Below are 21,927 nucleotides of genomic sequence, written 5' to 3'. Positions count from 1 at the left end.
CGCACTGTCGCCGCTCAATGGTCGAGCGGCAGCAGAATCTGAAATTCGGTACGTCCGGGCCGGCTTTCGACCTCGATCATCCCGTCGTGCTGCTGCACGAACGTCTGCGCGAGCGTGAGGCCGAGGCCGCTGCCGTCGTCGCGTCCGGACACGAGCGGGTAGAAGATCCGGTCGCGGATCTCTTCCGGAATGCCGGGCCCGTTGTCGATCACGTGCAAGTCCAGTGCCAGCCGGTACAGGCGCTTGGCGATCGTCACCTTGCGCGCGATGCGCGTGCGCAGCTCGATCTTCGCGTCGCCCTGCGCGATCCGTTCGCGCAGCGCCTGCGCGGCGTTGCGCACGATGTTCAGCAGCGCCTGGATCAACTGCTCCTTGTCGCCGCGCAGGTCCGGCACGCTCACGTCGTAATCGCGCTCGATCGTGAGCCCGCGCGGGAATTCCGCGAGCATCACCGCGCGTACGCGTTCGCACACTTCATGAATGTTCACGTCGCCGACGATATGCGGATGCCGGTGCGGCTCCAGCAACCGGTCGACGAGCGTCTGCAGGCGGTCGGACTCCTTGATGATCACCTGCGTGTATTCGCGCAACTCGCCGCGCTCGCGCTCGCCCAGTTCGAATTCGAGCAGCTGGGCTGCGCCGCGAATGCCGCCGAGCGGGTTCTTGATCTCGTGCGCGAGGTTGCGGATCAGTTGCTTGTTGACCGCCGTCAGGTCGTGGATGCGCTCTTCCCGATCGGTGCGCGACTGCCGTTCGTTCTCGAACAGCTCGACGAGCACGAAATCGGGTGCGGTCTCGAGGAAGCCGACGATCGCGTGCACATGCAGCGGCTCACGGCCGGGCCGGTCGAGCACGGTATCGAGGTGCGTCGCGTGAAAGCGTTCCTGGCCGATCGCGGTGATCGTCGATGCAAGCTCGTTCGCGTTCGGGAAAATTTCGCCCCATGGCCGCTGCGCGAGCTGCCGCCGCGAGATGTCGAGCATCGCCTCCGCGGACGGGTTCGCGAACGCGATCCGCAGCGTCTTGCGGTCGAGCACGATCACGACCGTCGGCAGCGCTTCGAGCCCCGCCAGCAGACCCGAGCGCGAGAGCCGCTCGTCGTCCGTCAGTCGTTCGGGCTGGCCCGTTTTCGCCTTGATCAGATTCTTCAGAACCATCTGCGTGCTTGTCGCGCCTCACCGGGCAGAAAATGAAAATCGTCGGAACAAAAAAGGGACGGCCGGACGCCGTCCCCTTTCAGACTCCGCCGCTCCCGCCGCACACCGCGCGACGGGAACGAACCGGCATGACGGCGCCGAATCGAAGCGCCATCGCCGATTAGAGCGAGTAGTACATCTCGAACTCGATCGGGTGCGTCGTCATGCGGAACTTCGCCAGCTCCTGCTCCTTCAGCCCGAGGTACGCGTCGATCATGCCGTCCGTGAACACGCCGCCGCGCGTCAGGAACTCGCGATCCTTGTCGAGCGCCTCGAGTGCCTGGTCGAGACCCGCGCACACGGTCGGGATCTTTGCATCCTCTTCCGGCGGCAGGTCGTACAGGTTCTTGTCCGCTGCTTCGCCCGGATGGATCTTGTTCTGGATCCCGTCGAGGCCGGCCATCATCAGCGCCGAGAACAACAGGTACGGGTTCGCCATCGGGTCCGGGAAGCGCGTTTCGATACGGCGGCCCTTCGGGTTCGACACGTGCGGAATGCGGATCGATGCCGACCGGTTGCGTGCCGAGTACGCGAGCTTGACCGGCGCTTCGAAGTGCGGGACCAGACGCTTGTACGAGTTCGTCGTCGGGTTCGTGATCGCGTTCAGCGCGCGAGCGTGCTTGATGATGCCGCCGATGTAGAACAGCGCCAGTTCCGACAGGCCGGCATAGCCGTTGCCCGCGAACAGGTTCTGACCGTCCTTCCAGATCGACTGGTGAACGTGCATGCCCGAACCGTTGTCGCCGACGACCGGCTTCGGCATGAACGTCGCCGTCTTGCCGTACGAGTGTGCGACGTTATGGATGATGTACTTCGACCATTGCGTCCAGTCCGCGCGTTGCACGAGCGTCGAGAACTTCGTGCCGATTTCGTTCTGGCCCTGGCCCGCCACTTCGTGGTGGTGCACTTCGACCGGGATGCCGAGCTGTTCGAGCAGCAGGCACATTTCCGAGCGCATGTCCTGGAACGTGTCGACCGGCGCGACCGGGAAGTAGCCGCCCTTCGTGCCCGGACGGTGGCCCGTGTTGCCGCCTTCGAATTCCTTGCCTGCCGACCACGGCGCTTCTTCCGAGTTGATCTTCACGAAGCAGCCCGACATGTCCGTGTTCCACTGGACCGAGTCGAAAATGAAGAATTCCGGCTCCGGACCGAAGTAGGCCGTGTCGCCGATGCCCGTGCTCTTCAGGTAGGCTTCCGCGCGCTTCGCGAGCGAACGCGGGTCGCGCTCGTAGCCCTTGCCGTCGGCCGGCTCGACCACGTCGCAGGTCAGCACCAGCGTCGATTCTTCATAGAACGGGTCGATGAACGCAGCGCTCGGATCCGGCATGAGCAGCATGTCCGACGCCTCGATACCCTTCCAGCCCGCGATCGACGAACCGTCGAATGCATGACCGCTTTCGAACTTGTCTTCGTCAAACGCCGAAACCGGCACCGACACGTGCTGTTCCTTGCCGCGCGTATCCGTGAAGCGGAAATCGACGAACTTGACGTCCTCGTCCTTCACGAGCTGCATGACGTCGGCGACGGTTTTACTCATAACCTCTTCTCCTGATTGAACAATTCCGGCGGACTGGGAACCGCCTCGTTTATCGAGCTGACCGGGGTCTTGCTTTGGCGCAGCGCGCCCCGATTCGACCGAATTCTATATAGCACCTTCCGTGCCAACCATCGCAAAACCGACGCGGATCGCGCCGGCCCGCGCCGCAGCGGGGCTCGCCTGCGCAATTGCAGGGCCCGGGGCCGCACCGACGCCGACCGGATTGCACCCATACGGTGCAATCTCCGGGGTGCGGCGGCGCGACCGAGTTATTCTGGTGCATGCGCGCAATTCTGCACCTTTTTGGTGAACCCGTGGCCCGTGCATGCGCCGCAGGCCGCGCGGACGTCCGTACCGCCCCACCGCGCTAGAATGCTCGTTTGACCGATACGGAGACTCCCTGCCATGAGTACGCTGGACCAGCTTTACGCGAAGGCCGACGAACGCCGCGCACAAAGCGCGCTCAACTACGCCGGCGCGCTGCTGCCGGTCGAGGCATTCGAACTGCTGCAGCTCGACCCGTCTGCGCGCCTCGTCGACGTGCGCACGCGCGCCGAGCTCGACTGGATCGGCCGCCCGCTCGTCGGCGACGGCCAGTACCTGCACATCGAATGGACGCGCTACCCGGGCGGCGTGCCGAACGCCGAATTCGTCAACGAACTGAAGGCGGCCCTGCCGGCCGATACGCCGATCCTGTTCCTGTGCCGCAGCGCCGCGCGCTCGAAGCTCGCCGCGGTCGCGGCCGCGCAGGCCGGCTACACGAAGGCGTTCGACCTGCTCGAAGGCTTCGAGGGCGCGAAGGACGCCGAAGGCCACCGCAAGACCGTCGACGGCTGGTGCTTCCGCAAACTGCCGTGGATCGGCGCCTGACGGCGCGCCCGCCGGTTGCGACAGCCTCATCGTCGAGCCAGGGGATGACATGCCGATGACGGGCCGCGTTGCGCGGCCCGTTGCTTTTGGTACGGCAGGTACGGCAGCGTGGCAGGCCGCTCAGGCACGCGGCGCATCGGGCTCGACGACGTCGCCGCCGAGCAGGTGCACGCCTTCGCGCAGCTTCACGAACGCGGCCGCGACCGCTTCCGGCTCGCCCTTCACGCCGAGATCGATGTGACGGCGCGCGTAGATGCCGCCGCGCTCCGCGTCGCCGACGCTCGGCAGGCTGAACACGCGCACGCCCGGGAAATCGCGCTCGATCTTCTCCATCAGCGGCGTGAGCGTCGATTCCGGCAGCTCGAACACGTACAGCGAGCGCTCGGCATGCGGCGTCGCGTGATGCAGATGCGCATACTGCGTATCGAGCACCCATTCGATCATCGGCCACGCCATCACCGGGAAGCCCGGCACGAAATGGAGATGGCCGACCGAGAAGCCGGGAATCCGGTTGTAGCCGTTCGGGATGATCGTCGCGCCGGCCGGGAACACGCCCATGTTGAAACGGTGCTGGTTCTCCGGCGACTCGAAATCGACCGGTGCGGCCGGATCGGCGTGCATCTCGCGGATCCGCTCCGTAATCAGCGCCTTCGCTTCCGGATGCAGTTCGAGCGGCACGCCGAGCGCGGCCGCCGCGCACTGGCGCGTGTGGTCGTCCGGCGTCGCGCCGATCCCGCCCGTCGAGAACACGATGTCGCCCGACGCGATCGCGCGCGCGAGCGTCGCCGTGATGCGCGCCGGATCGTCGCCGACGTATTCGGCCCAGTCGAGCGCGAGACCGCGCGCGCCGAGCAGCTCGATGACCTTCGCCAGATGCTTGTCCTGTCGGCGGCCCGACAGGATTTCGTCGCCGATGATGATGATGCCGATGCTCATGCCTGCCCCATGTCGATTGCGGTGGCGCGCGCACTCGCGCGCAAGTCTTCCAGCGCGCGCAGGCAGTAGTGCCCGAACCACAGCGCCGAGAAGACGAGGATGAAAGCGTAAACCCAGATCATGGCGGCCGCGACGAACGGGAACAGCACCATCATCCAGACCGACGACACCCACACGAAGGTCGGCACGGTGCCGAGCAGCCCGGTCGCGACGCCGATGCCGATCAGCGGCCAGCGGTGCCGGCGCACGAGCGCGCGACGCTCGTCGCGGCTCGCGTGCAGCGCGAGCGCATCGTAGGTCATCACGCGATACGTGAGCCAGCCCCAGATCACCGGCGGCAGCAGCGCGAAGAACGGCGGAATCAGCCACAGCGGGATCGTGACGACGAGCAGCACGACGCCGACGAGCGCCGCGCCGAGCGAATTGAACACGCTGCCGAGGAAGGTGCCGCCCCGCTTCGGCTCGAGCGCCGCGAACTGCCGGTTCGACAGGTGCTTGATCACGACCGGCATCGAGATCGTCGCGATCAGCAGCAGCACGGTCAGCACGATCAGCGGAATGGCGAGCGACACGACCACGAACGGCGCGACGACCGCATGCAGCTGCGACATGCCGATCGCATCGAACGCGCGATACAGCGCGGCCGTCAGCACGAAGCCGTCGAGTGCACCGCGCGCGAGGTCCAGCAATGTCTGCCACGAGAACCACAGCACGGCGCCCCACAGCAGCGCCGACACAACGAACGGCATCAGGGTGAGCCACAGCATGCGCGGATGCAGCGCGCTGACGAGCGCCCGGACGAAGGAACGCAGCAAATCGTTCATGCGAGCCTATGGAGTCTGGATTGACGGAGAAAAACGGGGAAAGGATAAACCACGCGGCCCGCATGCGCCAAAGCGCATGCGGGCCGCGTGCAAGCGTCGTTCGACGGGAAAGCGGACGGATCGGGATCAGGCCGACGCCGCGCCGCGCTTCGCGGGGAACAGGCGCCGGAAGATCCGCACGAACGCGAGGCCGTGCTGCGACCAGAAGCCGTCGCCATAGGACACGCCCTCGATCTGCTCGCGGATGCCGGTCGGCTCGACCGTGCGGTTCCACGACGCGGTGCCGAACATCATGTCCCACCACGGAAACAGCACGCCGAAGTTGCAGCCGTACTTGGTGCCTTCGTGGCCGTAACCGACCGCATGGTGCCGGCGGTGGAAGATCGGGCTGACGAGCAGGCGCTCGCCGATGCGGCCGTACGACAGCCGCGCATTCGTATGCTGGATGCTCTGCAGGAAGTTGGTGACCGCGGTCAGCACGACGAACTGCGACGGCGTCACGCCGATCACGAGCGCGATCGCCGCGAAAAAGCACGACTGGAGCACGTCGTCGAGCAGGTGGTTGCGGTCGTCGCACCACAGCGACATCTGCCGCTGGCTGTGATGGACCGCGTGCAGCTCCCACCAGATGCCGAACTTGTGCTGCCAGCGGTGATACCAGTAGCCGGCGAAGTCGAGCACGACGAGATAGATCGCGAACGCGACGATCGGCTGCGAAGTCACGCCCGGCCACAGATAGTCGAGGTTGACGTTCGCGACGCCATGCAGGCGCAGCCACGCCCGGAAGCTGTCGAACACCGGCTGCAGCGCGAAGAAGAAGAACAGCGTGTAGATGCCGAGCTTCGAGATCGCCGTGTAGATCACGTCGACCCGCACCGCGCGTCGGTTCGTCCAGCGCTCGACCGGCAGCAGCGCCTCGAGCGGGCGCAGCAGCGCGAACATCAGCACCATCTGCAGCGCGCCGATGATCACCCAGTACAGCGCGTCGTAGGTGTCCTCGTCATAGTCCATCAGGTTGAACTTGAAGAGGAGCGGCTGCACGACATCGACGTACAGCCAGGTCTGGATGTCCGACACGAACGCATCGATCAGGTGCAGCATCGTTCGCCTCCGCCCGTCACGCGCCGTTTGCCGCCTTCCACGGCGCGCGGTCGTAGAAGTAGATGCCGTGCGGCGAGCGGCCGACGGCAATCGTCTGCACCAGCTTGCGCGAGGCCAGATCGATGATCCCGACCTTCTTCGCGAAACGGAACGTCACCCACAGCGTCTTCTTGTCGGCGGACAGCTCCATGTCGTCGGGGCCCGGCAGCAGGCCGGTGATGTCGCCGACGTTGGTGAGCGTGTTCTCGTCGATGATGCTGATCGTGTTCGCGACGCGGTTCGTCACCGCGACGTGCGTGCCGTCGGCGAGCGAGCGGAAGTTGTGCGCGCCCTTGCCCGTGTAGATCTGCTTGACGACCTTCTGGTTGCGCCAGTCGACGACCGCGACGTAATCCGCGCCGGTCATCCCGACCAGCAGGAATTTGTCGTCCGGCGTGAGCCACAGGCCGGCCGGCACCTTGCCGACCTTCATCTTCCATTTGACCGTCTGCGTCGGCAGGTCGATCGCCGCGATCTCGCCGGACACCTGCAGCGACACGAGCAGCGTCTTGCTGTCCTTCGTGAACGCGAGGTGGCTCGGCATCACCGCGAGCGGCACGCGCTTCACGAGGTGCAGGTCGCGGCCGTCGTAGCCGTAGATGTCGACGCGGTCGAGCCGCAGGCCGGCCGCCGCGAACCACTTGCGGTCGGGCGAGAAGCCGAGCTGGTAAGGATCGTCGATCCCTTCGACGGTGCGCTGCAGCTTGCCCGTCTTCGGATCGAGGAACATCAGGCTGTTCGAGACCGAATTCGCGACGATCAGCGACGCGTTGTCGGGCGTCGCCATCAGATGGTGCGGTTCCTTGCCGGTCGGCATCGTGGAAACGACTTCGCGGGTCTGCTGGTCGATCAGGGAAAGCGTCGCTTCGGCCGAATTGAGGACGATCACGTTATTCGCGTGTGCGGCAGGCGCCAGCACGGCGGCGGCCAGCGCAAGCGTGCGGCCGAAGGAAAGGAAAGTGCGCATGAAGACTCACGTCGTGGAACAGCTGTCATTGTAGAACGTTCGGCGGGCCCCTCCGGTTGACCCATGCCGGTATTGCGCCACTTCGACGCACGCCCCGCCTGCCGGACGAACCGCCGCGGCAGGCGGCTGCGGTGCGGGCCCCGGGCGGCCGCCGAGGCGGCCCGGCAAACCGATGTTGCGCTAGCGCTGCATCGACTCCCAGACCTTGTGCAGACGCTTGACAGAGACCGGCATCGGCGTGCGCAGTTCCTGCGCGAACAGCGAAATCCGCAATTCCTCGAGCAGCCAGCGGAATTCCGCGAGCCGCGCATCGGCGACGCCGCCGCGCTGCGACACCGCGCGCTGGTACTGCTGGGCGAGCGGCAGCAGCTCGGCCGACTGCTTCGCGTCGCGCGCCGGGTCGGCCTTCAGCTTGTCGATCCGCAGCGCGATGCCCTTCAGGTAGCGCGGGAAATGCGCAAGCTGCGCGTAAGGCGTGTCGATCACGAAGCGTTTGCCGACCAGCGCGGCCAATTGCTGCTGCAGGTCCGCATGGGCCTGCGCGAACGGCTTCGCCTGCGCGAGCTTCTTCACGAGGCCCGCGTATTCGGCCAGGATCTGCCCGACGAGCCGCGCGATTTCCTGCGCGAGCAGGTTCAGGCGGCTGCGGCCCTCGTCGCGGCGCGCGTGGAAGCTCGCGTCGTCGTCGGGCAGCGGGTCCTGCAGGCACGCGCGATCGAGCGCCGTGTCGATCAGCTGGTCGCGCAACTCGTCCTGCGTGCCGAGCGACATGTACTGCATCGCCATCTCGCGCAGGCCCGGCAGGTTCTTTTCCAGGAACTTGATCGGCTCCTTCAACTGCAGCGCGAAGAGCCGCCGCAAGCCGGCCCGGTGGATGCGCGCGGCCTCCTCCGGCGAATCGAACACCTCGACGTCGCAATGCGTGCCACGGTCGACGAGCGCCGGATAGCCGTACAGCGTCTGGCCGCGCCGGCGGATTTCCAGCAGCTCGGGCAGCTTGCCGAAATTCCACGTCGTCAGGTTCTCGTACAGCGCCGTCGCGCCGGTTTCCGCCGCGGCGGCCGTCTGCGGCGCCGCGCCCTTGCCGGCCTTCGCGCCGCGGGCAGGCACCCCGGCCGCGACACCCGACGCGGGCGCGTGGCCGAGCGCCTGAGCGGCGTCGGCGTCGCCGCCGGTCGCGAGCGTCGACGCCGCCGCGATCTTCTGGAACTGCTGCTGCGCCTGCGCGCCCAGCTCCTGGCGAAGCTGCGCGAGATTGCGCCCCATCGCGAGCTGGCGGCCGTGCTCGTCGATCACCTTGAAATTCATGAACAGGTGCGCGGGCAGCGTCTCGAGCTTGAAGTCGGCCGTTTTCATCGCGACCTGCGTCTCGCCGCGCACGTCGGCGATCAGCGCCTCGACGAGCCCGCCCGCACCGAAGCGCTCGCGGCCCATCCGCTCGACGAAGCCGGCCGCGTACTCGGGCAGCGGCACGCAGTGCCGGCGCAGCTTCTGCGGCAGCGACTTCAGCAGCAGTTGCACCTTTTCCTTCAGCATCCCCGGCACGAGCCACTCGCAGCGGCGCGCGTCGACCTGGTTCAGCGCGAAGAGCGGCACCGCGAGCGTCACGCCGTCGCGCGGCGTGCCGGGTTCGAAGTGGTACGTGAACGCCATCTCGACGCCGGCCATCGTTGCGCGCTTCGGGAACAGGTCGGTCGTCACGCCCGCCGCCTCGTGGCGCATCAGGTCGTCGCGCGACAGGTACAGCAGCCGCTGCTTGTCCTCCGCCTGGCCGCCCTTCTTCACCTCGTCGCGATACCAGCGCTCGAACGCGGCGCCCGTGTGGATGCCCTCCGGAATCGCCTGGTCGTAGTACGCGTAGATCAGCTCGTCGTCGACCAGCACGTCCTGCCGGCGCGACTTGTGCTCGAGCTGCTCGATGTCGGCGAGCAGCTTGCGGTTGTGCGCGAAGAACGGCAGTTTCGTGTCGAACTCGCCTTCGACCAGCGCGCCACGGATGAACAGCTCGCGGGCGCGCGCCGGGTCCTGCTTGCCGAACGCGACGCGCCGTCGATGGTAGATCGGTAGCCCGTACAACGTCGCGCGCTCGAACGCGCTGACCTGCGCCGGCCGCTTTTCCCAGTGCGGTTCCGACAGCGATTTCTTCAGCAGGTGCGCGCCGATCTTCTCGACCCATTCGGGCTCGATCTTCGCGAGGCAGCGCGCGTACAGCCGGCTCGTCTCGACGAGCTCGGCCGCCATCACCCAGCGGCCGGCCTTCTTCGCGAGCGCGGAGCCCGGCCACAGGTAGAACTTGATGCCGCGCGCGCCGAGGTAATGCGGATCGTCGTCGGCCTTCATCCCGAGGTTGCCGAGCAGCCCCGTCAACAGGGCCAGATGGATCTGCTCGTAGGTGGCCTCGACTTCGTTGAGCCGCCAACCGTGCTCGCGCACGACCGTCAGCAACTGCGAATGGACGTCGCGCCATTCGCGCAGCCGCAGATGCGACAGGAAGTTCTGCCGGCACGCGTCGACGAGCTGGCGATTCGACTTCTTGTGCGCGACGGCCTCCTCGAACCACGCCCAGATCTTCAGCCACTGCAGGAATTCGGAGCGCTCGTCGGCGAACCGGCGGTGCGCCTGGTCGGCCTGCTCCTGCGCTTCGATCGGACGATCGCGCGGGTCCTGCACGGACAGCGCGCTCGCGATGATCAGCACCTCGCGCAACGACTGCTGGTCGCGCGCGGCGAGAATCATCCGGCCGACGCGCGGATCGAGCGGCAGCCGCGCGAGCTCGCGGCCGAGCGGCGTCAGCGCGTTGTCGTCGTCGACCGCGCCGAGCTCGTTGAGCAACTGGTAACCGTCCGCGATCGCGCGGCCGGGCGGCGGCTCGAGGAACGGGAACGATTCGATCGCGCTCAGGTGCAGCGACTTCATCCGCAGGATCACCGACGCGAGCGACGAGCGCAGGATTTCCGGGTCGGTGAAGCGCGCACGCGCCTGGTAGTCGCTTTCCTCGTACAAACGGATGCAGACGCCGTCGGCCACCCGGCCGCAGCGGCCCGCGCGCTGGTTCGCGGCGGCCTGCGAGATCGACTCGACCTGCAACTGCTCGACCTTGTTCCGGTACGAATAGCGCTTCACGCGCGCGAGGCCGGTGTCGACCACGTAGCGGATGCCCGGCACCGTCAGCGAGGTTTCGGCCACGTTGGTCGCAAGCACGATCCGGCGTGCGTTCGACGCCTTGAACACCTTGTCCTGGTCGGCCGCCGAGAGCCGCGCGAACAGCGGCAGGATCTCGGTGTGCGGCGGATGGTGCTTGCGCAGCGCCTCGGCCGCCTCGCGGATCTCGCGCTCGCCGGGCAGGAACACCAGCACGTCGCCGGGGCCTTCGCGGCACAGCTCGTCGACCGCGTCGACGATCGCGTCCATCAGGTCGCGTTCGGCTTCGCGCGCGGTCTTCACGCGATCGCGGCCGCCCGTACCCTCGGCGTTCTTCACCGCCGGGCGATCCTCGGCCACCGGGCGGTAGCGCATCTCGACCGGATACAGCCGCCCGCTCACCTCGATCACGGGCGCCGGGCGTGCGTCGGTGCCGAAATGGCGCGCGAAGCGATCGGCGTCGATCGTCGCGGACGTGACGATCAGCTTCAGGTCCGGCCGCCTCGGCAGGATTTCCTTCAGATAGCCGAGCAGGAAGTCGATGTTCAGGCTGCGCTCGTGCGCCTCGTCGATGATCAACGTGTCGTACGCCTTCAGCAACGGGTCGGTCTGCGTCTCGGCGAGCAGGATGCCGTCGGTCATCAGCTTGACGGACGCGCCCGGCGCGAGATTGTCGGTGAAGCGCACCTTGTAGCCGACCACCTCGCCGAACGGCGTGCCCAGTTCCTCGGCGATCCGGCGGCCGGTCGACGATGCGGCCAGGCGCCGCGGCTGCGTATGGCCGATCAGGCCCGTGCCGCCGGCGCCAAGGCCGCGGCCGAGATCGAGACAGATCTTCGGCAATTGCGTGGTCTTGCCCGAGCCGGTTTCGCCGCAGACGATGACGACCTGATGACCGGCGATCGCACGCGCGATTTCGTCGCGCTTGCCCGACACGGGCAGGCTTTCCGGGTACGTGATCGGCGGAACGGGATTCGGCGGGACGGCGGCGCGCGGCGCACGCTCGCGGCGCGGGGCCCGCTCGCCCGTCGGCTGCGGCGCACCCTTCGCGGCCGACTGGCGCGCGTCGCCGCGCCGTTCGTCATTGCGCGGCCCGCGCGGCGCGTGTGCCGGCGTGCCCGCCGGCTTGTCCTGCTGCTGGCGCGGCGGCTGGCCCGGCTGCTCGCGCGCGTCGGCCGCACCATCCGGGTGCTTCGCCGACGGCGTATTGGCCCGCGTCGGCGCGGGACTTTTAGAAACATTCGACATGGGGGCGCATTATAATCCCGGCCATGAATTCCCAAACCGACCTCCCTCCCGCCCAGACCGGCGCCGCGACGCCGCCGGCCGCCGACGATTCGGCCGCCAGCCACGCGCAGTTCGTCGACTGGATGCGCTCCGTCGCGCCCTATATCCACAAGTTCCGCAACAGCACGTTCGTCGTGGGGTTCGGCGGCGAGGTGGTGCAGCAGGGGCTGCTGAATGCGCTCGTGTCCGACATCGCGCTCTTGCAGGCGATGGGCATCCAGATCGTGCTGGTGCACGGCTCGCGCCCGCAGGTCGAGGAGCAGTTGAGCCTGCACGGTGTCGAATCCGAGTTTTCGCACGGCCTGCGCATCACCGATGCGCGCGCGCTCGAATCCGCGAAGGAAGCAGCCGGCGAAGTGCGTCTCGACATCGAGGCCGCGATCAGCCAGGGTCTGCCGAACTCGCCGATGGCGCACGCGCACATCAGCGTCGTGTCGGGCAACTTCGTGACCGCGCGGCCGGTGGGAATTCTCGACGGGGTCGATTTCGCGCACACGGGCATCGTGCGCAAGATCGACGCCGAATCGATCCGTCATTCGCTCGCGAGCCGCAAGCTCGTGCTGCTGTCGCCGCTCGGCTTCTCGCCGACCGGCGAGGCGTTCAACCTGTCGATGGAGGACGTCGCGTCGGCGGCCGCGATCGCGCTGCGCGCCGACAAGATCATCTTCCTGACCGAAGGGCCCGGCATCGTCGACGACGAAGGCGAGCTGGTGCGCGAAATGTCGCTCGACGCGGCCGCCGAACTGCTCGATTCCGGCAACATCCAGGGCGACGACGCGTTCTTCCTGAAGCATTCGATCCGCGCATGCCGCGGCGGCGTGACCCGCGCCCACCTGATCCCGCAGTCGCTCGACGGCAGCATGCTGCTCGAACTGTTCCTGCACGACGGCGTCGGCACGATGATCTCGTACGAGAACCTCGAAAGCCTGCGCGAGGCGACCCCGGACGACGTCGGCGGCATCCTGTCGCTGATCGAGCCGCTCGAGTCGGACGGCACGCTGGTGCGGCGCGGCCGCCACCAGATCGAACGCGACATCGACCACTTCTCGGTGATCGAGCACGACGGCGTGCTGTTCGGCTGCGCGGCGCTGTACCCGTACCAACAGGAAAAGATCGGCGAAATGGCGTGCCTGACGGTCGCACCCGAAGCGCAGGGCTCGGGCGACGGCGAACGCCTGCTCAAGCGCATCGAGCAGCGCGCCCGCGCGCGCGGCCTCACGCACATCTTCGTGCTCACGACGCGCACCGAGCACTGGTTCCTCAAGCGCGGCTTCGTCAAGGTCAGCGTCGACGACCTGCCGGAAGACCGTCGCAAACTCTATAACTGGCAGCGCAAGTCGCTCGTGCTGATGAAGCAGCTCTGAGCACCGGCACGACTGCCCTTCCCCCCAGACACCGATTACAGGAGAAGTACACGATGGCTCGAATGATCCAATGCGCGAAGCTCGGCAAGGAAGCCGAAGGCCTCGATTTCCCGCCGCTGCCGGGCGAACTCGGCAAGCGCATTTACGAGAGCGTCTCGAAGGAAGCGTGGCAAGGCTGGCTCAAGCAGCAAACGATGCTGATCAACGAAAACCGCCTGAACATGGCCGACCCGCGCGCGCGCCAGTACCTGATGAAGCAGACGGAGAAGTACTTCTTCGGCGAGGGCGCGGACCAGGCGTCCGGCTACGTGCCGCCGACGGAAGGCTGAGCGCAGCGAATCGCGCAGGCGGCGCGCTAACGTCGTCGCGCGAATAGCGCAAACGGCACCGTGTGATCGCACGGTGCCGTTTGCTTTTGGGGCAGCCCAATCGACGCAACCCCGCCGACGCGCGCGCGACGGCGCCCGGACGAGCCGGCGTGCCCCGCCTCATCCCGCCGGTTTCAACGTGCCGCGGTCGTCAGGCGGCGCGCCCGCGCCGGCCGGCTGATCCGCACCCGCGCCTTCCGTGCCCCATTCCGCCGCATCGCTGCGTTCGGCCGTCGACAGCTCGTCCGCGCGATACCCGGTGCGATTGAGCAGCGCGAGCATGCACGCGAGCGACACGAGCGCGTACAGCCCCGACGCGATCGCGACGCCGACGATGCTGCCGGTCGCGTTCAGGATCGCCTGCGCGAGCACCGGCGTGCCGCCGCCGACGACCAGCGCGCTCAACTGATACGCGAGCGACAGGCCCGTATAGCGGATGTTGGCGGGGAACACGCGCGCGAGCACGCCGCCGACCGCGCCGTAGAACATCGCCGACGGAATCGTCGAAATGCACATGCCCGCGACGGCGCCCCAGTACGAACGCGTCGCGAGCGCATGGAACATCATGGGCATCAGCACGATTTCCGGAATCAGGATCCAGCACATCGCGCGCCGCATGTCGACCTTCGACACGAACCACGCGCCGACCGGCTGCATCAGGAATTGCACGACGAGCGAGATCGACAGGATGCCGAGGAACGTGCCCTGCGCGTAACCGAGCGTCTTCGTCGCCCACGACAGCGCGAACGTGCTGCGGAAATACGTGACGTTGATTACCGGCAGCGTGCCGGCCGCGAGCAGCACGACGACCCAGTGGTCGCGCACGACGTCGCGCAGCGGCAGCTTCACCGTGCGCTTGCGCGCGAGCACGCGCTGCATGTCGACCGACTCCTCGAGCTTCAGCCGGATCACCATGCCGATGATCACGAGCACGGCCGACAGCAGGAACGGAATGCGCCAGCCCCACATCAGGAACGACGGCGTCGGCAGCGCGCTCAGCGCGAAGAACGCGGCCGTGGCCAGCAGGTTGCCGGTGGGCGAGCCCTGCTGGGCGAACGCCGCGTACAGGATGCTGCGATGCTTCGGCGCATTCTCGCTTGCGATCAGCACCGCGCCGCCCCACTCGCCGCCGACCGCGATGCCCTGCAGCACGCGCAGCACGACGAGGCCCGCCGGCGCCCATACGCCGATCGACGCATAGCCGGGCAGCAGGCCGATGCCGGTCGTCGCGAGCCCCATCATCACCAGTGTGATCACCAGCGCGGTCTTGCGGCCGACGCGATCGCCGAGATGGCCGAACACGATCCCGCCGAGCGGCCGCGCGGCGAACCCGGCCCAGAACGTGACGAACGCGAGCAGCGTCGCGACGCCGGAATCCATCGTGCTCGAAAAGAACACCTTGCCGAATACGAGCGCCGCAGCGGTGCCGTAGATATAGAAGTCGTACCACTCGATCGTGGTGCCGACGAACGCCGCGAGGGCGGCGCGGCCTGGCCGCGGCTGCGCGGCGGGCGGGGATTGCGGACGGCTCATCGATGTCTCCATGTCGGTGATCGGGGTGCGACTGTCGCGCACCTTTCCGGATGGCCGGCCTTCGCCGGCCGGCGGGGTTACGCTACGTTGCGATCGGTCGATTCCGGGCGACGTTCGTCTGCGGCGCCCGTCGGTCCGTCAGGTCTGGCCGGGCGCGACACGCAGCACACCGGCATCGAGCAGTTGCTGCTGAAGTGCGCGATCGACGCCGAGCCGGTCGAGCACCGCACGCGTATCGCGACCGAGCGCGGGAGGCGCCGACCGGTAGGTGGCCGGCGTGCGCGACAGCTTCACCGGCGACGCGGTGCCGCGATACGCGCCGATCTCGACGAACAGGTTGCGGTGCAGCGCATGCGGATCGTGCGCGACGTCGGCCACCGTGCGTACCGGCCCGCACGGCACGCCGGCCGCCATCAGGTCGCGCGCGAGCGGCTCGCACGCGTGCACGGCGAGCCGCACTTCCAGCTCGACCTTCAACTGCGCCCGGTGCGCGCAGCGGCTGCGGTTGTCGACGAAGCGCGGATCGCTGGCGAGCGCCGGCGCGCCGAGATGCGCGACGAGCCGCGCAAACTGCCGGTCGTTGCCGACCGCGAGGAAGATCGGCACGGTGGCCGTGCGGTAGCTGTCGTACGGCGCGATGTTCGGATGCGCATTGCCGCTGCGCTCCGGCACACGGCCCGAACCGAAGAAATTCGGCAGATGCGGATGCAGCAGCGACACGCCGCAGTCGTACAACGCCACGTCGATCGACTGTCCGCGCCCGCTCTTCTCGCGCTCCGCGAGCGCCAGCAGGATGCCGGCGAGCGCGTTGAGCCCCGTGACCATGTCGACGATCGGCAAACCGATGCGCGTCGCGCCGCCATCGCGTTCGCCGTTCACGCTCATCAGCCCGGCCATCGCCTGGATCACCGCGTCGTAGCCCGGCAGGCCGCCGAGCGGGCCGTCGTCGCCGAAGCCCGTCACCGCGCAGTGGATCAGGCGCGGGAAGCGCGGTTGCAGGTCGCGTGCGTAGTCCATGCCCCAGCGCGCGAGCGTGCCCGGCTTGAAATTCTCGACGAGCACGTCGGCCTCTTCGAGCAGGCGCCACAGGATCGCCCGCCCTTCGTCGTGCGACAGGTCGAGCGCGAGCCCTTCCTTGTTGCGGTTCACGCCCATGAAATACCAGGCCGTGTCGCCGAGGAACGGCGGGCCCCAGGCGCGCGTCTCGTCGCCGGCGGGCGGCTCGATCTTGACCACCGTCGCGCCGTGATCGGCGAGCGCCTGCGTGCAGTACGGGCCGCCGAGCACACGGCTCAGGTCGACGACCTTCAGGCCGTCCAGTGCGCCACGCGTCGTGCTCATCGCTCGACCTCCGGCAGCAGGTCGAGCGCCGTGTCGAGCGTGACCGGCAGGCCGCGCAGCAGCGCGTGGGACGCGGCCGATTCGTCGTCGCGCGGAGCCGGCGCGAGCGGATCGACCGGCAGCAGCTTGTGCCGCACGATCAGGTGCGCCAGCGCGAGACGCCTGAAATCCGGCGCGAGCCGTGCGCCCTCGCAGGCCATCAGCACGGCCGCGCTCGCGTAATACAGCGCGGACGCGGCCTGCCGCACGCGCGCATCGTCGCCTTCCTCGCCGACCCGCACGAGCGCATCGCACGCCCGCGCGAGAATGCGCCGCAACGCCGTGCGGCTCGCGTCGGGCAGCGGCGCCGCGCCCAGACGATCGCCGAGGAACGTGCGCAGCGCGTCGAGCGCATGTTCGCGCTGTGCGGCGCGCGCGACGTCGAGCGCGACGATGTTGCTCGTGCCTTCCCAGATCGAACCGAGGTGCGCGTCGCGCACGAGCCGTGCATCGCTCCACTCCTCGATATAGCCGGTGCCGCCGCGTACTTCCATCGCATCGCCCGTCACGCGGCGCGCGTCGCGGCACGCGCGGAACTTGATCAACGGCGTCAGGATCCGCACGCAGCGCGCAGCCTGCTCGTCGCCCGCGTCGGCCTGCGGCAGCAACAGTGCGATCTGCATGAACATCGCGCGCGCGGCCTCGGCCGGCAGCAGCATCTTCATCAGCTGGCGCCGCATCAGCGGCATCTCGATCAGCTTGCGGCCGAACGCCTCGCGATGCGCGGCGACGTGCAACGCTTCGTTCAGCGCGCGCCGCATCAACCCGGCCGCGCGCACGCCGTTCGACAGTCGCGACATGTTGATCATGTCGGCCATCTGGTGAAAGCCGCGGCCGATCTCGCCGATCAGGTACGCCTGCGCGCCTTCGAGCGCGATCTCGCCGCTCGCCATCGAACGGCTGCCGAGCTTGTCCTTCAGGCGCACGATCCGGTAGCGGTTGCGCGTGCCGTCCGGCAGCGTCTTCGGCAGCAGGAACAGTGCGAGGCCCTTGATGCCGTCCGGTGCGCCGTCGGGCCGCGCGAGCACCATCGCGAGATCGGCGTCGGCATTCGAGCAGAACCACTTGTCGCCGGTCAGGCGCCAGATGGTGCCGCCGTGCGCGTCGGTTTCGCAGGTCGCGCGCGTCGCGATACGGCCGACGTCGGAGCCGGCCGCCTGCTCGGTCATGAACATTGCGCCCTGGTACAGCGTGTCGAAGTCGCGCGACGCGAGCCTCGGCAGGTAGCGCGCGACGAGCGCGGGGTCGCCGAAGCGGCGCAGCGTGCGCGTCAGCGAATCGGTCATGCTGACCGGGCAGCACAGCCCGAATTCCGCCTGCACGAACAGGAACGTCAGCGCGTACTTGACGAGCGGCGGCACGGTTTCGGATCCGTGACTCAGCGACGCGAGCCCGAGCTCCGCATACGCGACCCGTTCGAGCGCGACGTACGCCGGATCCTTGTCGATCCGCTGCACGGCCTCGCCGCGCCGGTTGCGGTGCTCGAGCACGGGCGGATGCTTGTCCGCGCGCGCCGCCCATTCGTCGAGTTCGCCCGATACGCGCTCGCCGAGCGCGCGCAGCCGCGGCTCGAGTTCCGCATAGTGCGCATCGCCGAGATGCAGCTTCAGCAACGCGCCGAGATCGGGGTCGACGGTGAAGAAATTGATGCCCCGGCTGTCGGGGATATTGGATGCGCCGGTGTCCGGCGTGCGAGCGGTGTCGTTCATGCGTGCGTCTCCTGGGTTGCCTGCACGTCGGCCGCGACCGACGCCGCAGCGCCCGGCCGGCCCGGTGCAAGGCCTTTGCAGAGCGTAGGCGCGCGGTCGATAAGCGTCCAATACACGATTTATCCGGTACGATAGATATCGCTTATCGATGCCGATGCCGGGAGGAGACACCGTGGAACTGAGGCAGTTGCGCTACTTCGTGGCGGTCGCCGAGGAACTGCATTTCGGGCGCGCGGCGAAGCGCCTGTTCATCTCGCAGCCGGCGCTGAGTTTCGACATCCGCAAGTTCGAGGACGCGCTCGGCGTGCAGCTTTTTTCCCGCACCAACAAGACCGTCGCGCTGACCAACGCGGGCGCGGTGCTGCTCGGCGAGGCGCGCCGGCTGCTGCTGCAGGCGGCCGAGGCCGAGCGCCTGACGGTGCGCTCCGCGTCGGGGCTCGCCGGCCGGCTGCGAATCGGCTTCGTCCATTCGATGCTGTATCGCGGGCTGCCCGACGCGGTGCGGCGCTTCGAGGCCGACTATCCGGGCGTCGAGATCGTGCTGAGCGAGATGAACACGCACGCGCAGGTGCAGGCGATCCAGCGCGGCCAGATCGATCTCGGCTATGCGCACTGGGGCCACTGCCCGCCCGAGGTCGAATCGGCGCCCGTCTATGCGGAGCCGTTCGTGTGCTGCCTGCCGGTCGCGCATCCGCTCGCGCGGCGCCGGCAGGTCGCGCTCGCCGCGCTGGCCACCGAACCGTTCATCCTGTTTCCGCGCGACGCGGCGCCGCACTATCACGACCTGATCATCGCGCAGTGCGTGAACGCGGGATTCAGTCCGCTGATCCGGCACGAGGCGCGGCTGTGGCAGACGATCCTGTCGATGGTCGAATTCGGGATGGGCATCGCGCTCGTGCCGCGCGTGCTGCAGCAGGTCAAGAGCGACCGGCTCGCGTTCCGGCCGCTGAAGGATGCGTCGCTCGAATCGCACACGCTGGAGTTGAAGCGCAGCGGCACCCCCGAACCGGTCGCGCTGCGCTTCGCCGACTACGTGCGCGCGTCGATCGACGCGCTGCCCGCGCTCGTGGGCTGAACGCGCGGCTCGCGAACGGGTGCCGGCGGCCGTTTTAAAAAAATTTGCAGAAAGGACTTTACGAACCCAAAAAGCTCTGACATAATTTCAGCTTCTTTGGGCGGTTAGCTCAGCGGTAGAGCACTGCCTTCACACGGCAGGGGTCACTGGTTCGATCCCAGTACCGCCCACCAAAGAATTCAACGACTTACGGCCAATGCGGCTGTCTCATACGTCAAATGTACGGACAGCCATACGGAAATTGTACCGTGAGTCTCTCAGGCCAGCGCGGCCGCAGCTAGACCTCCCCTCGTTTCACCCGTCCTTCTAGACCGGTTAGCCACTTCCCGCACCTACCGACGCATCGCGCCGATAAGCCGGGTCGCGGCGGCAATCAATCCCGGTTCGCCTCGATGATCTGCTGTAGAGCATTGGCATCGTCCGTAGGCTCTTCCGTGCCGCGAAATACGCAGACCTCGGTGTGCCCGTCTCGGAACACGTCCACCTCTACTCGCATCCCAACCACAGTGACCGAAACCAACACCGTATCCGGTCGATTTCGGCTCAAGGTGTAGTGAATCTTCGCAGAGTCGAGTTGGTCGAGCAGATCGAACAATGTGTTTGTTGTCATGTCGGGTGCCTATTTCTTGAAACGGTTATCGTTGAGCAACTTGAGCGCCTTGCGCGCTTCTTTGACGCCATCGCTCGCATCGCCCTGAATCTCCTTGAGCGTCGAGTTCAGATACTGTCCGGGGAACTCACGCAACACCGATCCCTTGCATTCCGCATTGATGATGTCGCAGGCCATCATATCGCCCCGGTCAATACCCGCAACTTGAACCGCGTCACCTAGGGCATCGGCCGAAAAGTCGAAAGGTGACGCATCGCCGAGCGGAGAGGAATCAGCAAATCCCGCCCCTCCCGCTAAATCCGCCACTCCACCAGCACCACCGCCCGCGCCTACAACGCTTTCCAGATAGCTCATAAGGTCGCCCGCAGACACATCGCTAGGCGTCGCCCAACTCGGCAGCGGCTTGTCTGCCGGCAAAGAGGCCACGGACGGGACACTGGCGAGCCTATTGGCGCGAGGGAATGGCGGGGTTGAGGGTTGACCACCGGCCGCACCGCCACCACCGCCACCGCCGATAGCCTGTCGGTCGATCTCGACCGTTACGCGGCCTCCTTCTATGGCGGCTCTCAGCGCATCGAGCGGGACGCCCGAGAACGCATCTAGACCAAGTTGCCGCAGGTATGTCAGCGCGTTCGCGGAAAGGCCAGTGTACTTCGGCCAGTGCAACATCAATTCGGAAACATCGCTGCGTTGGCTGGCCGACAAGTTCGCGCCGATCGAACCTGCAGAACGGGTCAGCGTGGCGCGCTTCCCAGAACCCAGATCAATAGTCACTGAAGCCATGAATCCTGTTCTCCGTATCGGCTTCGCACGGCAAGACGTTGCTCTCTCAACGCCGGCCATGTACTTTGAAGCCCATACTTTAGCAGGTGCGCTCTCAGCGACAGCGCGACTCGCTCCGGTCAGTGCGCCTTGCGCTTGTCGATTTCCGCCGCGCCACCCGGCCCGAAAGCGATCACCCGTTGCAGGTCTTTTATCGCCCTCAGACGTGTCGCACCGGGCTGACTTGTGTCTTCCGAAATCTCGCGAAGTGCTTCCAGCATGCTGTCCACCGGGTTGCTGCCTCTTCGAAGGTTTCGACATGTCCCAACGATTGATACTGCTGGGGACCGGTGGACTCGTCGCGCTGGCGAGCGATCCATGTGCCCTCGCCCTCAGAAAGCCGCCTATAGCCCACGGCCAGACCTTTGCGCAGAACGCACCAATACGGCTCGCGACGGACGGCCAGACGCGCCCTTGCGGCGGTGTTTACGATAGAGATTTGCTTGCTCATGACTACGGATTCCGTACGGAAAGAGCACGCAAAACTGAGGCAATCCAGCACTGAGGCAATCCAGCAGCTTTACGTGCTCGGTAGAATTCGTAAGTCATTGATTCTTTGTGTTTTGCGTACCGCTCTTCGGTCACCCACGAGCTTTCACACGGCAGGGGTCACTGGTTCGATCCCAGTACCGCCCACCAAAGAATTCAAGGGCCTGCGTCTCACGACGCAGGCCCTTTTCGTTTTGGCGGCGCGCGTGCCCTGCGCGATGCGGGCGCCGCGTCAGTCGACGCCGCGCCCGCACGCAGCGCCGGCTTACCGTACCTGCCCCACCCGCTCCGCCGTCGCGTCGAACGCGCGCTTCGCCTTGTCGACGATCTCGTCGACCTCCGCCTCGCGAATCACGAGCGGCGGCGACAACAGCATCCGGTCGCCGGTCGCGCGCATGATCAGGTTGCCGTTGAAGCAGAAGTCACGGCAGATCGTGCCGATATCGACGTCTGCGCCGAAGCGCTCGCGCCGGTGCCCGTCGCGCGCCAGTTGAACGCCGGCAACCAGCCCCGCCCCCGCAATCTCGCCGACGATCGGATGATCGCCCAGCGCGTCGCGCAGCCGCCGCTGGAAATACGGGCCGATGTCGGTCTTCACGCGTTCGACGATGCCTTCGTCGCGCAGCAGCTTCAGGTTCGCGACCGCGACGGCCGCCGCCACCGGATGGCCCGAGTACGT

The 21,927-nt window shown here is 67.1% G+C and carries 18 protein-coding genes and 1 tRNA gene; 5 read left to right on the top strand and 14 right to left on the bottom strand.

Annotated elements, in window-relative coordinates; genetic code table 11:
• Positions 1 to 14: 14 nt before the first annotated feature.
• Both glnL and glnA read right to left on the bottom strand, forming a co-directional pair.
• Positions 15 to 1,157, bottom strand: coding sequence for a nitrogen regulation protein NR(II) (gene glnL, locus WS89_RS00085; protein WP_059505728.1), 1,143 nt, complete (start codon positions 1,155 to 1,157; stop codon positions 15 to 17).
• A 160-nt stretch (positions 1,158 to 1,317) separates the two neighbouring features.
• Positions 1,318 to 2,733 carry a type I glutamate--ammonia ligase gene (glnA, locus tag WS89_RS00080; protein WP_034207771.1) on the bottom strand — a complete coding sequence of 472 codons (1,416 nt, stop codon included), beginning with the start codon at positions 2,731 to 2,733 and terminating at the stop codon, positions 1,318 to 1,320.
• Positions 2,734 to 3,138: 405 nt separating this feature from the next.
• Here glnA and WS89_RS00075 point away from each other — a divergent pair, with 405 nt between their 5' ends.
• Positions 3,139 to 3,603 (top strand): rhodanese-like domain-containing protein, encoded by a 465-nt coding sequence (locus tag WS89_RS00075; protein ID WP_059505726.1) that lies wholly within the window; start codon positions 3,139 to 3,141, stop codon positions 3,601 to 3,603.
• A 120-nt stretch (positions 3,604 to 3,723) separates the two neighbouring features.
• Here the strand turns inward: WS89_RS00075 and WS89_RS00070 are convergent, their stop codons facing one another.
• The 5 genes from WS89_RS00070 to hrpA all read right to left on the bottom strand — a co-directional run bounded on the left by WS89_RS00070 (position 3,724) and on the right by hrpA (position 11,859).
• A complete protein-coding gene (locus WS89_RS00070; RefSeq protein ID WP_059789069.1) occupies positions 3,724 to 4,539 on the bottom strand; it encodes a competence/damage-inducible protein A in 816 nt (271 codons plus the stop codon).
• Positions 4,536 to 5,363, bottom strand: a complete 828-nt coding sequence (locus WS89_RS00065) for an EI24 domain-containing protein (RefSeq protein WP_059505722.1) — start codon at positions 5,361 to 5,363, stop codon at positions 4,536 to 4,538. Before WS89_RS00065 ends, WS89_RS00070 begins: the two co-directional genes overlap by 4 nt.
• 126 nt (positions 5,364 to 5,489) lie before the next feature.
• Positions 5,490 to 6,464, bottom strand: a complete 975-nt coding sequence (locus WS89_RS00060) for a sterol desaturase family protein (protein WP_059789068.1) — start codon at positions 6,462 to 6,464, stop codon at positions 5,490 to 5,492.
• A 16-nt stretch (positions 6,465 to 6,480) separates the two neighbouring features.
• Positions 6,481 to 7,470: a YVTN family beta-propeller repeat protein gene (locus WS89_RS00055; RefSeq protein ID WP_059505718.1), complete on the bottom strand. Its 990-nt coding sequence runs from the start codon at positions 7,468 to 7,470 to the stop codon at positions 6,481 to 6,483.
• Positions 7,471 to 7,650: 180 nt separating this feature from the next.
• A complete protein-coding gene (gene hrpA, locus WS89_RS00050) occupies positions 7,651 to 11,859 on the bottom strand; it encodes an ATP-dependent RNA helicase HrpA (protein ID WP_059789067.1) in 4,209 nt (1,402 codons plus the stop codon).
• 23 nt (positions 11,860 to 11,882) lie between these two features.
• Between hrpA and argA the strand changes: the two genes are divergently transcribed.
• Positions 11,883 to 13,262 (top strand): amino-acid N-acetyltransferase, encoded by a 1,380-nt coding sequence (gene argA, locus WS89_RS00045; RefSeq protein ID WP_006485509.1) that lies wholly within the window; start codon positions 11,883 to 11,885, stop codon positions 13,260 to 13,262.
• A gap of 53 nt (positions 13,263 to 13,315) precedes the next feature.
• Positions 13,316 to 13,591: an oxidative damage protection protein gene (locus tag WS89_RS00040; RefSeq protein WP_009692666.1), complete on the top strand. Its 276-nt coding sequence runs from the start codon at positions 13,316 to 13,318 to the stop codon at positions 13,589 to 13,591.
• A gap of 159 nt (positions 13,592 to 13,750) precedes the next feature.
• Here WS89_RS00040 and WS89_RS00035 read toward each other — a convergent pair whose 3' ends face one another.
• The 3 genes from WS89_RS00035 to WS89_RS00025 form a co-directional block, all read right to left on the bottom strand.
• Positions 13,751 to 15,163 (bottom strand): MFS transporter, encoded by a 1,413-nt coding sequence (locus WS89_RS00035; protein ID WP_059789079.1) that lies wholly within the window; start codon positions 15,161 to 15,163, stop codon positions 13,751 to 13,753.
• Between the two features lie 138 nt (positions 15,164 to 15,301).
• Entirely contained in the window at positions 15,302 to 16,504 is a 1,203-nt protein-coding gene (locus WS89_RS00030) for a CaiB/BaiF CoA transferase family protein (protein ID WP_059789065.1), read from the bottom strand.
• Positions 16,501 to 18,252, bottom strand: coding sequence for an acyl-CoA dehydrogenase family protein (locus WS89_RS00025; RefSeq protein ID WP_059789064.1), 1,752 nt, complete (start codon positions 18,250 to 18,252; stop codon positions 16,501 to 16,503). Before WS89_RS00025 ends, WS89_RS00030 begins: the two co-directional genes overlap by 4 nt.
• A 172-nt stretch (positions 18,253 to 18,424) precedes the next feature.
• Between WS89_RS00025 and WS89_RS00020 the strand changes: the two genes are divergently transcribed.
• Positions 18,425 to 19,327, top strand: coding sequence for a LysR family transcriptional regulator (locus WS89_RS00020; RefSeq protein ID WP_059789061.1), 903 nt, complete (start codon positions 18,425 to 18,427; stop codon positions 19,325 to 19,327).
• A gap of 98 nt (positions 19,328 to 19,425) precedes the next feature.
• Positions 19,426 to 19,500 (top strand) — tRNA-Val (locus tag WS89_RS00015).
• Positions 19,501 to 19,700: 200 nt separating this feature from the next.
• Here the strand turns inward: WS89_RS00015 and WS89_RS00010 are convergent.
• The 4 genes from WS89_RS00010 to WS89_RS00005 all read right to left on the bottom strand — a co-directional run.
• Positions 19,701 to 19,937, bottom strand: coding sequence for a hypothetical protein (locus WS89_RS00010; RefSeq protein WP_059505707.1), 237 nt, complete (start codon positions 19,935 to 19,937; stop codon positions 19,701 to 19,703).
• A 9-nt stretch (positions 19,938 to 19,946) separates the two neighbouring features.
• Positions 19,947 to 20,720 carry a hypothetical protein gene (locus tag WS89_RS31480; RefSeq protein WP_179949824.1) on the bottom strand — a complete coding sequence of 258 codons (774 nt, stop codon included), beginning with the start codon at positions 20,718 to 20,720 and terminating at the stop codon, positions 19,947 to 19,949.
• A 119-nt stretch (positions 20,721 to 20,839) separates the two neighbouring features.
• A complete protein-coding gene (locus WS89_RS33490) occupies positions 20,840 to 20,980 on the bottom strand; it encodes a hypothetical protein (RefSeq protein WP_156440471.1) in 141 nt (46 codons plus the stop codon).
• Between the two features lie 533 nt (positions 20,981 to 21,513).
• Positions 21,514 to 21,927, bottom strand: a 414-nt coding sequence (locus WS89_RS00005; protein WP_156440470.1) for an aminotransferase class III-fold pyridoxal phosphate-dependent enzyme, incomplete at its 5' end; no start/stop codon positions are given.

It is taken from the genome of Burkholderia sp. MSMB1072 (genome assembly GCF_001524725.1).
GTDB lineage: Bacteria > Pseudomonadota > Gammaproteobacteria > Burkholderiales > Burkholderiaceae > Burkholderia.
Note: the sequence above shows the minus strand (reverse complement) of the source record. Positions and strands in the feature narration are given on the sequence as shown.